This is a genomic window from Streptomyces sp. NPDC057682 (genome assembly GCF_042799575.1).
Taxonomy (GTDB): Bacteria; Actinomycetota; Actinomycetes; order Streptomycetales; family Streptomycetaceae; genus Streptomyces.
This window is the reverse complement of sequence record NZ_JBHVIN010000010.1, coordinates 84,421-97,806: the sequence shown is the minus strand read 5'-3', so window position 1 is coordinate 97,806 and position 13,386 is coordinate 84,421. Positions and strand designations below refer to the sequence as shown.

Below are 13,386 nucleotides of genomic sequence, written 5' to 3'. Positions count from 1 at the left end.
TCCGCCGCCCACCACCGGAGAAAGCCGACCAGCGTGCGAGAGATCGAGAACGCCATCGAGCGGGCCGACCAGGAGGGGTTCACCCGCGAACCCCCCAAGACCCTCCGCGGCCGCATCAACTTCCTGCTCCGCCGGCTCGGCAGCGCCAAGGCCGTGGCGGCCGAACTCGGCGTCACCGCCGACTCCGTCAACCGCTACCGCCGCGGCGCCCGGAAGAACCCCCCTCAGGACGTCGCCGCACGCATCGAGAGCGCCGTCCGCGCCCGCTGGCAGCCCCAGGTACGCAAACGCCGCCAACGGCAGGCCGCCAGCACCGGCGGCATCACCGTCGAAACCCGCGCCTCCTTCGGCTACCGCGCCGCCACCGGCTCCACCGACGAACCCCGCTTCCGCCGCCTCACCGTCCACCTCCCCCCCAGCTACGCCCGCCGCCTCTTCGACGCCCGTGACCAGGGCGCCGCCGACCAGCACCTCCGCCGGATCGTCGCCGAGGGCCTCAAGGAGGTCTACTTCCAGGACGGCGGCCACCGCGCGGGCGACCTCCAGGAGGTCGAGCTGAAGGACATCGACTACCTGGACCTCGGGTACTGACGCCGGCCGCGGGATGCCGGCGCGGCCCGTCGAACCCCTTGTTAGGTATTTAGCTCATGTGCTAAATACCTCACATGACAGATGCTCAGGAGGAAGCGGGGGCCTTCCGCGCCCTCGCCGATCCCACGAGACGCCAGATCCTCGAAGACCTCAGAGGCGGCGAGCTCGCGGCGGGTGAGATCGCGAGCCGGTTCGCGATCAGCGCGCCGTCCATCTCACGCCATCTCGGCGTACTCAAAGGAGCCGGACTGGTCACCGAGCGCCGGGACGGCAACCGGATCCTCTACACACTGGCCGAGGACCGCCTGGCCACCTCCATCGGCCGGTTTCTCAGCGTCGTCTGTCCCGAGCAGATCATCCTGCGCCACACCACATGGCGCCCCGGGGCGCAGAAGGAGGGATCATGAGGCAGCCGCACCTGTCCAGCGTCGTCGAACGACGGCTTCTGGTGAACTACCGCGTCGCCCCGGACACCGCGGCACGTCTGCTTCCCCAGCCGCTGCGCCCGCAGCTGGTACACGGCCACGCGGTCGCGGGCATCTGCCTCCTGCGGCTGGGAAGCGTCCGGCCGGCCCGGGTGCCCAAGGCGTTAGGGCTGCGCAGCGAGAACGCGGCGCACCGGATCGCCGTCGAATGGGACGGACCGGACGGCGTCGAGACCGGCGTCTACATCCCGCGCCGCGACACCGGCTCCCGGCTCAACGTCTGGGCCGGAGGCCGTGTCTTCCCCGGTGAACACGGCCGCGCCGGTTTCGAGGTGCACGAGACACCCGGCCGGCTGCGTGTCGCCTTCGCGACGTGGGACGGCGACACCCGGGTGGACGTCACCGTCGAACCGTCCGACGAACTGCGAGACAGCGAGCTCTTCCCCGATCTCTCCGAGGCCTCCCGCTTCTTCCGGGCCGGGGCCAAGGGCTACTCGGCCACCCGATCCGGCCGCTACCTGGACGGCATGGAACTGCGCACCGACGCCTGGCACGTGGAAGCCGCCCGGGTCCGCTCCGCCAAGTCGTCCTTCTTCGACGACCCGGACCGCTTCCCACCGGGGAGCGCGACCCTGGACTGCGCCCTGATCATGCGCGACGTCCCCGCCGACTGGCGCCCCTCCCCACCATGGCCACCGGCGGAGGCGCTCGACTCGCCTGGTGAAGCGCGCCGTCGCACCCGCTCCGTTCCGCCGCCGGCGGAACACCGGCCGGGCCGGGCTCGACGGGACCTACGGTCGGGTGCCATGGAGACGACGACGAAGCGCACGGTGACGTACCGGGCCGACGGGCTGACGATGACCGGGCACCTCGCGCTCCCGGCCGGTACCGGCCTCCGGCCCGCGGTGCTGATCGGACCGGAGGGCATGGGGCTCAGCGACGTGGAGTGCCGCAGGGCCGACGCGCTCGCCGAACTGGGCTATGTGGCGCTGGCCTTCGACCTCCACGGCGGGCGCTATCTGGCTGATCCCGAGGAGATGCTGGCCCGCTGCCTGCCGCTGCTCGCCGATCCCGACCGGATGCGGGACATCGGCCGCGCGGCACTCGACGTGGTGCGGGCCGAACCGCGGACCGACCCCGACCGGATCGCCGTCGTCGGATACGGCACCGGGGGCGCCGTCGGACTTGAACTCGGGCGGGACGGCGCCGGCCTGCGGGCGATCGGGACGGTCAACGCGCTGACTACGGGCCGGCCGGGGGAGGCGGCGCGCATCCGCTGCCCGGTGTGGGCCGGGGTCGGGTCGGAGGACCCGATCATGCCGCCCGCGCAGCGGGAGGCGTTCACCGCCGAGATGCGGGCCGCGGGCGTCGACTGGCGGCTCACGGTCTACGGCGGCGCCCTGCACGCCTTCCACCACCCGACGGTCGACCACCCCACCGTCCCCGGCGTCGGCTACCACGCCCGGCACGCGCGGCGCGCCTGGCGCGACGTCCTCGACCTGCTCGCCGAGTGCCTGCCCTTGCCCGAGGCCGTGCCCGAGGCCGTGCCCGAGGACCCTGGGGCATGAGCCAGGGGCCCTTGGCGGACCGGCAACGGGCGCGATCGATGCCTCCGGCCGCTGTCCGCGCCCGGACTCACACGGAACTGGGGGCCGCTTCACGGTCCGTGCGCGGCACACTCCGCCTCGTCCCACCGCCTGCCCCGCCGGCTCCGGCGGAAGGCAGCGCCACCAGCAGTACGACCGCTCCGAGCAGGGCGATGCCCGCGATCCAGACGGCTCCGACGTGCATGGCGTGGATGAAGGCGTGGTCGGCGGCCTGGGCCAGTGCGGGCCGGTGGACGGAGGCGGCGACGTGGCGGGCCTGTTCGGCGGAGACCAGGGCCTGTTCCCGTACCGGGCCGGGTACGCCCGTCAGCGAGGGCTCGACGGCCTGCCGGTAGGCGAGGGACATGAGGGTGCCGCCCACCGCGAGGCCGATCACGCTGCCGGTCTGCCGCACGGTGTTGGTGACGGCCGAACCCGAACCGGCCTGTTCCAGCGGCAGGTTGCCGACCAGCGCGGCCGTGACGGGGCCGATCACGATGCCGACCGCGAACCCCTGGACCAGGAGCAGGATCTCGATCGCGACAAGGGGCGTCTGAAGCCCCAGGAACGCGTATCCGCCCATGCTCAGCGCGGCCGCGGTCATGGCCGGAACCACGACGGGACGCAGGGAGAAGCGGCGTACCAGACGGGTGGCGAGGGGCGCTCCGAGGAGCGCACCGGCCGCCGTCGGGGCATTGGCCAGCCCTGCCTTCATCGGCGAGAACCCGAGCGCCCCCTGGAGATAGAAGGCGTTGTAGAAGGTGACGGCGGCCACCGCGAAGAGCAGCAGTCCCAGCGCCGCGTTCCCGCCCCCGAACACGCGCCGGGCGAGCAGGCGCGGATCGAAGCCGGGAGCCCTGACCCGTAGTTCGACGACCACGAACACGGCCAGCAGCACCAGACCGGCGACGACCGGCGCCCAGACGTCGGTACGCGTCCACGCGGACACCTGCCCCGCCCGGATCAGCCCGTAGGCCAGGGCGACGAGCCCGGCGGCCGACAGCAGCATCCCCGCCGGATCCAGCGGCCGCCGGGTCGGGCTGCGGAAATTCGGCACCAGTACGACGAGTCCCACCAGCGCCACCACCGCGACCGGCACATTGATCAGGAAGACCGAGCCCCACCAGAAACGATCGAGCAGGAATCCGGCCAGCACCGGACCGACCGCCATTCCGACCCCCGCCGACGTCGAGAAGATCCCGATCGCCGCGGCACGCGCCGGTCCGGTGAACGTCCACATGAGCAGAGCCATGGTGGCCGGCGTGATCAGCGCACTGCCCACGCCCATCACCGCCCGCGCCGCGATCAACTGCCCCGCGTCGCCCGCGTACGCCGCCCACCACGAGGCCGCGGCGAACACCAGCAGCCCGGCGGCGAACACGGTCCGGTGCCCGAACCGGTCGCCCAGCGCGCCCGCGGTGAACATCAGCGTCGCGAACGCCAGCGTGTACGCACCGGTCGCCCACTGCAGCTGACCGGGATCCGCCCCGAGCCCGCGCCCCGGGTCGGCCAGCGTCTCCAGCGTCGTACTCAGAACCGTGTTGTCCAGCCAGATCAACAACGAACACACCATCAGTACGGCGAGGATCAGCCGCTGCCGGGACGTGCGCAGGGTCGGGGACTCTGTCATGAATACCTTCGCATTCCGATCGACGAAAACGTGAACGGCTGGACCATAAACAAATTCCGGCGGCGCCGTCAAGGATTTGTTTTTTCGTCAGGAACGTTGCGGCGAAAGAGAATTCATGCCCTGCGCGATATTTGCATTCCGCGTATTCGTGTGCCCTCCGGAGCATTTGCATCCCAGGGGAATCCATGCCTCACGGACATACCGGACCGGGGCCCGTGCCGGGTCATTCGATGATCGGGCCGGCAGCCGACCAGCGCTGGCCGTCGGGCCGCTGGTATCCGGAATCCAGCCGGGTGCCGTTCGCGTCGACGACCACGTAATCGCTGACGATCTTGTATCCGTCGCCGTCCTCGTACAGCCAGACGGTGATGCAGCCCTTGGAGATGTAGGTGTCGAACCAGACGTCGATGCCCGGTGCCTCGGAACGGACGGTGAGTTTCTCGCCCGGTTTCATCCAGAAGTCCTCGCAGTACGGTTCGAGGAAAAGGCAGAGCACGGTGCCCGTATTGTTCTCGATCGGCATGCTGCTGCGGCCCACTGGTCCCCCCGGGATCGACGCCCCTCGACCCGCGACACCCTACGTACCGCCTCCGCGGACGCGCCCCCCCGGGAGCGCGTCACGGGGTGCCGTTTCCGGCCGGGTCGGCGCGGAGCCGTCGGCCGGGGACGATGGCGTTTCGCCGGACCCTCGTCCGGGGCGGCCTCCGGGGCCGCCCGGTTCGCCGGGCCGGCGCCGCCCCCTGATACATTCCCGGAGGCCGTGCGAGACAACGAGGAGGTGGTACCCGTGAACACAGTAATGACATGGGTGCTCCCCTCCGGGGTCACGGTCGGGCGATAGAGCAGGTCGTCCGGGAGCGCCGTTCCAGTGCACTCCCGAAAGGCACGACATGCGTTTCACTTCCGAGCAGCGTCTCGACGACGGTGTCCTCGAACGCGAATTCCTCCTCGGCGACATCCCCGGCATCCTCTGGACGCCCGAAGCCGCGTCCGCTTGCGACCCGGTGCCCCTGATCCTCCTCGGCCACCCGACGCTCGGCCTCGGCCGGATGTATCCCCGGCTGCTCGACCGCGCCCGGTACTCCGCGGCGCAGGGCTTCGCCACCGCCACCGTCGAACTCCCCGGATGCGGCGTCCGGCCCGCCCTGCCCGCGCTCGACGAGGCCCGTGCCGACCTGCGCCGGGCCATGCAGGCCGGGGGGCCGGTCACCGACGGGATGATCGACGCGCTCGTCCTTCCCCTGGTCGACCAGGCCGTCCCGGAGTGGCAGTCCGCGCTGGACGCCTGCCTGGCGCTGCCCGAGATCGGCGGTCCGGTCGCCTACTCGGGCGGGGTGATCTCCATCGGCATCCGCCTGGCGGTGGTCGAACCGCGCATCGTCGCCGCAGGCCTGTTCGCGGGAAGCCTCGTGCCCCGCGTCATGTTCGACGAGGCCAGGCGGGTCACCATTCCGCTGCACGTCCTGCTCCAGTGGGACGACGAGGGCAACGACCGTCAGGCGTCCCTGGACCTCTTCGACGCCTTCGGCTCCGAGGAGAAGTCCCTGAACGCCAACATGGGCGGCCACACCGGAGTCCCGCAGCACGCCGGGGAGGCGGCGGCCCAGTTCTTCACCCGGCATCTGAAGCCGTCCGGCCCGTCCGTGCCGTAGCGCTCCCGGCCTTCGGCCCGGGGTCCCCGGCGGCATCACCCCGGGGCGGTCCCGCCGTATTACGCCGTAATACGGCGGGACCGCGCTACGCCCCGGACACCGCCCCCTCCGCCTGTTCGGCCCTCATCCGCTTCGACTCCTCGATCTTGTAGTCGACGAGCAGTTCGGTGAGCTTGCGCCGGGCCGGTACGTCGAGCTGCGCGATGATGAGCGCGGTCAGGACGTGCGGATCGGCCGAGGGCAGAGGGGCGGGCGCGGCGGCGGGGCGCGGTTCCCCGGCGGCACCGGTCTTCTTGGCGCGGGCGGCCTTCAGGCGCTGGAGATGGGCCTCCTGCTCCTCGGGCTTCTTCTTGCCGACCAGGCGCAGATTGGCGGCGGACTCCTCGCCCGACTGGAGCTTCTCCTTGAGGGCGGGTGTCAGGGTCAGCAGCGCGAGGCGCTGGGAGACCCAGCCCTGGGAGCGGTGGAGCCGGGCCGCCAGGGCCTCCTGGGTGCCGTGGATGCCCAGCAGTTGTTCGAGGGCCCTGGCCTCGTCGAGATGGTTGAGCTCCTGGCGGTGGATGTTGGCGACGAGCGCCGACTCCAGGATTTCGTCGGCGTTGCCGCCCAGGCTGTCGTCGAGCATCACCTTGATGCGGGTGAGGCCGGCGTCGCGGGCCGCGGCGAGGCGGGAGTTGCCGTCGATGACGACGTACCGGGTGCCCGGCTCCAGATCGTCCTCGCGCCCGGGGTTGCCTTCGAGGTAGGCGAACCGGCCCATGATGCTGATGGCGGTCTTCTGCCCGTGGTCGCGCAGGCTGTTGCCGAGGTCGGTCAGGTCGCCGAGGTCGGAGCGCGGGTTGTCGGGGTTCAGGCTGATGACGTCGAGGGGCAGGTCGACCGGGGGCGGGGCGCCCTCCGTCGGGGCGGCGGTGACCTCGTTGATGGCGGCGCGGCGGGCGCTGATGGACCGGGTCTGGCCGAAGGAGGCCCCGGCGCCGAGCCGGGATGCCTTGCTCATGAGATCTCCCGGGCGAGGGCGCGCAGGCCGACGGCCTGGTCGCAGCGGGGCGAGTAGGCGAGCAGGGGCTGCTTCACGCGTACGGCCTCCTTCTGTTCCTTGAGGTCTCCGATGACCCCGACGACCCGGGGGTCCTTGATGTCCATCCACGAGCTGAGCGAGGAGGTGGCGATGTAGCCGCGGCGGGCGTCGTAGTGGTTGACGACGATGCCGAGGTAGTCGAGTTCGAGGTGCATGTCGGTACGGAGGTCCTCGATCTGCGAGGTGAGGAGCCCGTAGGCGTCGGCGGAGCTGTCCTCGGCCTGGACGACGACGAGGACGCCCGAGTTGCCCGGCGCCTCGCCCTGGCGACGGCGGCCGTAGTACGCGGCGGCGTCCATGCTGAGCCCGAGGCTGGGCGGGCAGTCGATGATGACGGCGTCGTAGTCGCCCTCGATCGCGGACAGCGCCCGCTCCAGGGCGGCTTCGCGCGCCCGGACGCCCGACAGCTTCACATCGAGGAGGAAGGCGTCGGTACAGGCGGGCAGCAGGTGGAGGCGGTCGCCGAACCGGGGGTCCTCGATCCGTACGACGAGGTCGGCGAGGCGGCCCATCGCCTCGCCGGCCATGTGCTTGGTGAGGCTGTCGCCCTCCAGGGGCAGCGGCTGGTGGCCGAGCTGCTTGGTGAGGTGGCTCTGCGGGTCGAAGTCGACGAGGAGGACGCGCATGCCGAGTCCGGGAAGGTCCTCGTGGTCGGGGGAGGAGGCCTCGTCGTTCCCGGAGAGCGCGGCCGCGAAGTGTTTGGAGATGCGGACCGGGTGCAGCGCGTCGGCGTCCTCGGCCAGCGCTTCGCCGGTCCCGGCGGCGATCGCCGTCTTGCCGACCCCGCCCTTCTGGTTGCAGGTGATGATGCGCTTGGGGTGCTCGGGACGGACCGTGGTGGGCGCCGGGTTGGTCTCCAGCCACATGACGACGGACTGGGCGAGCCCCTGGATGAGCGATACCCCGCGCGCGGCGCAGTCCGCGCGGAACGCGTCCCACTGCCCGTCAGGGAGGAACGTGGCGAAGGACTTGGCCCCGGCCGTGTCGATGGGGGACAGATTCGAACCGAGTCGCCGCCAGGCCTTGATGCCGGCCTCGACGGCGTGCTGGATGTCGATGTCGTACTGGGCGGCCCGGACCTTCAGATCCTGCTGCAGCACAGGGGGCAGCTTGGAGACGACCTTCTCGCGGTCGCCGGGGGAGGACGGAGTCATGGGAGTCAGCTTACTAACTCTCCAAGCATGTCAAGTCATCGAGGCGTTAGTTGTGACAGTCCTCAATCGGCCAGAGCCGCGTGGGCGGACCCGGGGACGGAACGACGCAACGGCTGAGGGCGGGCTATTACGTCGTAATAGCCCGCCCTCAGCCGTTGCGTTCCCCGGCGCCCCTCAGTTGGCGACGTCCGCCGTCGCGGCCAGGCCGCGCTGGGAGCGGGGGGTCTTGTCCCCGACCCGCTTGGGCTCGATGGTGCTCGGGTCGACCGCCTCGCCGGGGGCACCCTCGTGGTACGGGCCGTCGGGGTCGGCGTCGCGGTCGTGGGGGAGCAGGAAGAAGACCCGGCGCAGATGCAGTCCGCTGTCGGGGTCGGCCTCGGTGTGGGCCTCCAGCTCGGTGTAGCCGACCATGCGCCCGTCCCGCTCGTAACGGGGCTTGCCGCGACGCCGGGTCGTCTTGTCGAGGGCCTGGCGTACGTAGTCGAGGTTGTCGGGGTTCTCCAGCCAGACCACGGCGCTCTCGTGGTGGAGGTCGCTCTCGTTCAGCAGCGAGCTCATGGCTGCAGCCCCTTTGTCGTTCGGCCGGCCGGGAGAAGGCCGGGGTGGGTGTGAGCACGTTCCCGGGTGGGGGCACCGTGTCCATGGTAGGCCGGGCCGGCGGGTGCCCGCCGGGTGCATGGGTCAGACATGGCCGGTCCTGGAGTCTTCGTCGGCGAGGAGCCCGAGGCCGGGGTAGTACTTCTTGCCGCTGGACTTCATCATGTCGGCGGGCGAGGCGAGGGACAGTTCCTGGCGGACCCGGGTCGCGAACGCACGGGCCGTCGCCGGCCGGATGCCCTCACCGGCGCTGCACCAGCCGCAGTACGCCGCGTACAACAGGCCCTGCTCCACCCTCAGGTCCGGGGCGGCCGTGGTGCAGCACTCCGTGAGGAACCGGCCGATGTGGTCCTCGGTCGTGGCGTAGGCCGCCGTGGCCGACCGGACGGTGGCGGGTCCGTCGAGCGGGTCGCGGGTGGCCAGATAGAGCTGGGCTCCCTCGATGAGCCACTGGAGAATGCCGGACCCCTCGCTCTGCACCAGCTCCTTGGCGAGGTTGTCGATCTTGCGCGCGGCGGGGACGACGCGCTCGAAGGGGATCAGCCGGATGCGGCGCCAGAAGGCGTGGCCTCCCGTACCGACCTCGGGGCGGTGGTTGCCCAGCAGCCACAGCTTGTGCGTGGGGTTGAAGCTGAAGAAGTCCTGCCGCATCCGGCGGGCCATGATCCGGTCGCCACCGGTCAGCAGCTTCACCCGCGACTCGTCGAACTTGTCGTTCGGCTTCAGCTCCGAACAGACGACGATGCGCCGCCCGTGCAGTTCCGTCAGCTCGGTGGAGTGCTCGGAGAACTTGCCCTTCTCCATCAGGAAGCCGGGCGGCGCCGCCTGCGCGTAGTCGCCGAGGATCTGCGTCATCACGTCCAGCAGCACGGACTTGCCGTTGGCGCCGGTCCCATACAGGAAGGGCAGCACCTGCGCGCCCACGTCCCCGGTGACGGAGTAGCCGAGCAGCAGGTGCAGGAAGTGGATGGTCTCCTCACCCTTGGCGTCGTCGCCGAAGGTGTCGTGGAGGAAGCGGTGCCAGCGCGGGGTGGGCGTCGCCTCGGGAGCCACGCTGGTGGCCCGGGAGTGCATGTCGCCCTCGGGGTCGGGCTTGTGGAGCCGCCCGGTGTGCAGATCGACGACCCCGGCGGGGGTGCACAGCGCGTACGGGTCGCCGTCCAGGACATCGGGGTCGAGGGCGAGCGCGGGGGAGGCCTTGGCCTGGGTGAGCATGGCCTTGATGCCGGGCGTCGACATGGAACGGCGCCGGTGGGCGGCGAGTTCGCGGTCGCTGTACTGGCCGCTGGGGTCGGTGGCGGGCATCTGCTCGGCCAGGTCGCCCGCCGCCCAGACCGCGGCCTTCTCGCCGCCGGTGCGCTTCCAGCGGTACTGGTCCCAGTGGTACCAGCCCAGCCCCTCGACGTGACGGAACTGGTCGCCGAACATGACCGCGAACAGCTTGGCGTTGCCCCGGTCGGTGAGAAGCGCGGGCAGCCGCCCGGACACCGGGGCGGGCTCGTTGACCACGGTGGCGTTCTGCTGCGCGGGCAAGCCGGGCAGGCCCCCCTCCGCTTCGAGGGCGAGCATCTGCTGCGCGGCGGCCGTGGCGTCGAAGCGCGGGCTGCTCTCGGCGCTGCTCATGGGCGTCCTTCGAGAGGGAACGGGCGGGCTGCCCCGGCGGACAGGGCGGAGGCGATGACGGTCAGGCTGTGCCGGCTGCGGTGCGGGCGCGCGGCGTCGGCGGCAGCGGCGAGCAGGGCCCGCGCCTCGGACTCGGAGAGGTGCCCGGAGGCGACCAGCCCTCCTGCGGTGTACGCGGCCCGGTTCAGCTTCTCCGTGAACGCCGTCCCCTCGGCTGCCGACGCGCAGCCCGCGACCGCCCCGAGAAGGGGCTCCAGCAGCCTCTGGGCGCGCTGGGAGCCCTTGGAGGCGGTCTGGGGCCTGGGACGCGGTGCGGGGAGCTGGAGCGGGCTCTGACGGGGCGTATGGCCGGTGCGCCAGAGTTCGGCGGCGAGCCAGTCGGGCAGCGGGGCCGGGAAGCGGGCCGGGCCGACCGGCGTGTACGTACCCGCCGGCGTGCGGGTCGCGGGGGTGACGATGTAGCCGCCGGCCGCGCGGACGTCGACCTGCCAGGCGAGGGCGACCTTGGGACTGGAGCCGACCGACGACCGGTAGCACGGCCCGCCGGGGTCCGTGCGGTACCAGACGTGGAGCCCTCCGGAAGGCGTACGGACCCGCAGGGTCGACGCGTCGTCCGCCGGGCTCGGCCGCCCTCGCAGCGCGGCGAGGAGGGCCAGGGTGTCGAAGCCGGAGGCCAGTCCGGCCAGGTCGACGCTGTCGTGGATGGGGATGCCCGGCAGCAGCCGGTCGCGGTGCGGCACTTCGGCGCTGTGGGCATCGACGTCCAGGACCACGAGACCGGCCGGTCCGCACGAGACCCCGACGCCCAGTGCGGGATTGACCCCCCACCAGGCCGCCAGCCGTTCCTGGTCGGTGGTCGCCGCGTGGAAGCCGTGGCACCACCGGCCGGCCGGGAGGCAGGGGCAGTCCTGCGGGCGGTGCGGTTCCTGGCGGCAGGCCGGGCAGTTGCCCGCGGGCGTCTTGCGCCCGGCGGCCAGCGGGTGGACGGGCCAGCCGTTGCCCGCGCACCAACGGGCCATGTCGAAGGGACTCGTGGCTCCCGCTGCACGCGGGCCACTGGTCTCGCTTTGACGCGGCACGCTGATCGTCCTTGCCGAGGGCCAACAGGTTGTTCAGTCCCTGCCAGTCTCTGGAAGAAAGGCGCAGGTCACGGCAGTTCGGCTGCCGGGCAGAGGGACTGAAGGGACTGAGTTTTCCAATCGGGTCAGAGCCTACAACAGCAGTCTCCGGGAGTGAGGGAGTGTTTCCTCCGCGAGTCCCTTCAGTCCCTCCCGTACCCAGTGCTACGCGAACGCGGCGGCACCCGCATCACTCTCAAGGGGGATCCGGGCCGGGCGTGTCGGCGACACGCGCCGAATCCGGCGGCCGGGGGGACCGACGGGAGGGACTGAACGGAGAACGGAGGGACTGGACCGTTTCGGTCCCTCTTCGGTCCCTCCGGTAAAAGCCCAGGTCAGAGCGTTTTGACGCCAAAACCGAGGGACTGAAGGGACTGAGAGTCCGTAGTTATGAACGGCTCAGAGAAACGAGGGGTAAATACATACGTATAAGGGGGGTTTGTCACGCGCGTACGCATACACACGCACCCGTAATCGCTGGAACAGGGAAGTTGAGTCCCTTCAGTCCCTTCGGACCCTCCCTCTTGAACGGTGCACCGCTCTGACCTGCGGTTTTGTTGGAGGGACTGAAAAGGGACCGAAGCGCGGCCTTCGGTCCCCGTTCTTCAGTCCCTCCGGTGGGGTGCCACTCCGAGGGCGTCCGATGGATGAGTTGATACGGCTACATGTTCGAGTCATCTTCAGTCGTTCGCCTGCGAGGAGGTGCCGCGACCTGTTCCTTCTCCCGGGCCACGGCCGTCGCGGAGAGGAGCGTTCCGGTTGCGAGGGCGCCCCACAGGACCGCCGGACCCCGGGGTGCGAGCGCGCTGATGACGGCCGGTGACACGGCGAGGCCGAAGCCCGTGGACAGCTGGAAACGGGCGAGCGCGCGGCCCAGGATCCGCTCGGGGGCGAGAACGGTCACGAGGGCGGTCGCGCTCCCCGCGTACAGGATCTCGCCGAGCGTGCAGACCACGGACACCGCCGCGACGGCGGGGACGGCCCAGCCGGAGCCGAGCGAGGCCGCTACGAGGAAGCCCAGGTACGAGACCGTCAGCACCACACCGGAGAAGGCCAGCACGGTCCGGCGGGGGAAGCGCCCCATCAGGACGGTGACCGGCACCTGGAGCGTGACGACGAGCACCGTGTTGGCCACGAACACGGCGGCGGGCCAGGCCGAGGAGGCGTGCAGCTGCGTCACCAGGACGAGGGGGAGGGCGATCTCGGGCACGTTGAGGCAGAACACGTACATCACGTTGGCGGCGAGCAGGGTGCCCATCCGGGGAGGAGGTGTTGCCCCGGTCGCCTCGGCCGGGGCAACACCCGCCGGACGGGCCCGTACCCGGACCGACCGGGCGAGTGCGGCAGCGGCGAGGTAGGCGAGCGCGGTGGCGCCCGCCATGGCCCGCAGAGCGGTGGCACCGCCCGCCAGGCAGACGGTGGCCAGGAGCGCCCCGACCCCCAGGGCCGCGTTGCGCAGAGCCCGTCCGGCCGCGAGGGCGTTGTCGCGTTCCCGGCCGTGGGCGAGGGTGGCGACGAGCGCGGCATGGGCGGCCGGCCACGCCTGGTTGCCGATGCCGAGGAACAGCGCCGCCACCGCGAAGAACCAGACCTGGCCGGAGGGCGCGGCCAGCAGCAGGACGGCGCCGAGCACCCGTACGAGCATCGAGGCCGCCACTACCGAACTGCGGGCACCGTGGTCCAGCCAGCGGCCCACGGCGGGCATGCAGGCCAGTCCGGCGACGATGCCCGCGGTCATGGCGAGACCGGTGACCGGCGCGGACAGGTCCAGCACGGTGATGCCGTACAGCAGCAGGAAGGGCCGCAGCAGACCGCTCCCGAGGGCATCGACGGCCAGGGCGACGGCATAGCGGGGGCCTCCCGAGGCGCGGACGAGGGAGCGTGGCCGGAAAACGGCGGTGGTGGTCGTCATGGAGTCAGACGGTGCGC

At 71.4% G+C, this 13,386-nt stretch carries 11 protein-coding genes and 2 pseudogenes; 5 read left to right on the top strand and 8 right to left on the bottom strand.

The window, feature by feature from the left end:
- Window positions 1-33 precede the first annotated feature (33 nt).
- The 4 genes and pseudogenes from tpg to ACFVDM_RS19940 all read left to right on the top strand — a co-directional run bounded on the left by tpg (window position 34) and on the right by ACFVDM_RS19940 (window position 2,584).
- Window positions 34-591 carry a telomere-protecting terminal protein Tpg gene (tpg, locus tag ACFVDM_RS19955; RefSeq protein WP_383641277.1) on the top strand — a complete coding sequence of 186 codons (558 nt, stop codon included), beginning with the start codon at window positions 34-36 and terminating at the stop codon, window positions 589-591.
- 74 nt (window positions 592-665) lie between these two features.
- On the top strand, window positions 666-998 hold the full coding sequence (locus tag ACFVDM_RS19950; protein WP_383641274.1) for a metalloregulator ArsR/SmtB family transcription factor: 333 nt from the start codon (window positions 666-668) through the stop codon (window positions 996-998).
- Window positions 995-1,708: pseudogene (locus ACFVDM_RS19945) on the top strand (DUF2071 domain-containing protein); the annotation flags it as partial. The gene ACFVDM_RS19950 and the pseudogene ACFVDM_RS19945, both read left to right, overlap by 4 nt.
- 114 nt (window positions 1,709-1,822) lie before the next feature.
- On the top strand, window positions 1,823-2,584 hold the full coding sequence (locus tag ACFVDM_RS19940; protein ID WP_383641682.1) for a dienelactone hydrolase family protein: 762 nt from the start codon (window positions 1,823-1,825) through the stop codon (window positions 2,582-2,584).
- Window positions 2,585-2,651: 67 nt separating this feature from the next.
- On the opposite strand, the gene ACFVDM_RS19935 is transcribed toward ACFVDM_RS19940, so the two are convergent.
- Both ACFVDM_RS19935 and ACFVDM_RS19930 read right to left on the bottom strand, forming a co-directional pair.
- Entirely contained in the window at window positions 2,652-4,232 is a 1,581-nt protein-coding gene (locus ACFVDM_RS19935; protein WP_383641271.1) for an MFS transporter, read from the bottom strand.
- Between the two features lie 223 nt (window positions 4,233-4,455).
- Window positions 4,456-4,755: a hypothetical protein gene (locus tag ACFVDM_RS19930; protein ID WP_383641268.1), complete on the bottom strand. Its 300-nt coding sequence runs from the start codon at window positions 4,753-4,755 to the stop codon at window positions 4,456-4,458.
- A gap of 367 nt (window positions 4,756-5,122) precedes the next feature.
- On the opposite strand from ACFVDM_RS19930, the gene ACFVDM_RS19925 reads away from it, so the two are divergent.
- Window positions 5,123-5,884, top strand: a complete 762-nt coding sequence (locus ACFVDM_RS19925; protein WP_383641265.1) for an alpha/beta hydrolase — start codon at window positions 5,123-5,125, stop codon at window positions 5,882-5,884.
- Window positions 5,885-6,178: 294 nt separating this feature from the next.
- Here ACFVDM_RS19925 and ACFVDM_RS19920 read toward each other — a convergent pair.
- The 6 genes and pseudogenes from ACFVDM_RS19920 to ACFVDM_RS19895 form a co-directional block, all read right to left on the bottom strand.
- A pseudogene (locus ACFVDM_RS19920) lies at window positions 6,179-6,884 on the bottom strand (ParB/RepB/Spo0J family partition protein); the annotation flags it as partial.
- Window positions 6,881-8,119 (bottom strand): ParA family protein, encoded by a 1,239-nt coding sequence (locus ACFVDM_RS19915; protein WP_383641261.1) that lies wholly within the window; start codon window positions 8,117-8,119, stop codon window positions 6,881-6,883. The gene ACFVDM_RS19915 and the pseudogene ACFVDM_RS19920, both read right to left, overlap by 4 nt.
- Window positions 8,120-8,293: 174 nt before the next feature.
- Entirely contained in the window at window positions 8,294-8,677 is a 384-nt protein-coding gene (locus ACFVDM_RS19910; protein WP_383641258.1) for a DUF6009 family protein, read from the bottom strand.
- A 123-nt stretch (window positions 8,678-8,800) separates the two neighbouring features.
- A complete protein-coding gene (locus ACFVDM_RS19905) occupies window positions 8,801-10,339 on the bottom strand; it encodes a phage/plasmid primase, P4 family (protein WP_383641255.1) in 1,539 nt (512 codons plus the stop codon).
- On the bottom strand, window positions 10,336-11,358 hold the full coding sequence (locus ACFVDM_RS19900) for a bifunctional DNA primase/polymerase (protein ID WP_383641252.1): 1,023 nt from the start codon (window positions 11,356-11,358) through the stop codon (window positions 10,336-10,338). The genes ACFVDM_RS19905 and ACFVDM_RS19900 overlap by 4 nt, the downstream gene beginning before the upstream one ends.
- Before the next feature lie 760 nt (window positions 11,359-12,118).
- Entirely contained in the window at window positions 12,119-13,369 is a 1,251-nt protein-coding gene (locus ACFVDM_RS19895) for an MFS transporter (RefSeq protein ID WP_383641249.1), read from the bottom strand.
- Window positions 13,370-13,386 lie beyond the last annotated feature (17 nt).

What these genes read in the sequence shown, in the direction of transcription:
- ACFVDM_RS19950 (WP_383641274.1), top strand. Translation starts at nt 666, where the DNA reads ATGACAGATGCTCAGGAGGAAGCGGGGGCCTTCCGCGCCCTCGCCGAT.
- ACFVDM_RS19940 (WP_383641682.1), top strand. Translation starts at nt 1,823, where the DNA reads ATGGAGACGACGACGAAGCGCACGGTGACGTACCGGGCCGACGGGCTG.
- ACFVDM_RS19935 (WP_383641271.1), bottom strand. Translation starts at nt 4,232, where the DNA reads ATGACAGAGTCCCCGACCCTGCGCACGTCCCGGCAGCGGCTGATCCTC.
- ACFVDM_RS19930 (WP_383641268.1), bottom strand. Translation starts at nt 4,755, where the DNA reads ATGCCGATCGAGAACAATACGGGCACCGTGCTCTGCCTTTTCCTCGAA.
- ACFVDM_RS19925 (WP_383641265.1), top strand. Translation starts at nt 5,123, where the DNA reads ATGCGTTTCACTTCCGAGCAGCGTCTCGACGACGGTGTCCTCGAACGC.
- ACFVDM_RS19915 (WP_383641261.1), bottom strand. Translation starts at nt 8,119, where the DNA reads ATGACTCCGTCCTCCCCCGGCGACCGCGAGAAGGTCGTCTCCAAGCTG.
- ACFVDM_RS19910 (WP_383641258.1), bottom strand. Translation starts at nt 8,677, where the DNA reads ATGAGCTCGCTGCTGAACGAGAGCGACCTCCACCACGAGAGCGCCGTG.
- ACFVDM_RS19905 (WP_383641255.1), bottom strand. Translation starts at nt 10,339, where the DNA reads ATGAGCAGCGCCGAGAGCAGCCCGCGCTTCGACGCCACGGCCGCCGCG.
- ACFVDM_RS19900 (WP_383641252.1), bottom strand. Translation starts at nt 11,358, where the DNA reads ATGGCCCGTTGGTGCGCGGGCAACGGCTGGCCCGTCCACCCGCTGGCC.
- ACFVDM_RS19895 (WP_383641249.1), bottom strand. Translation starts at nt 13,369, where the DNA reads ATGACGACCACCACCGCCGTTTTCCGGCCACGCTCCCTCGTCCGCGCC.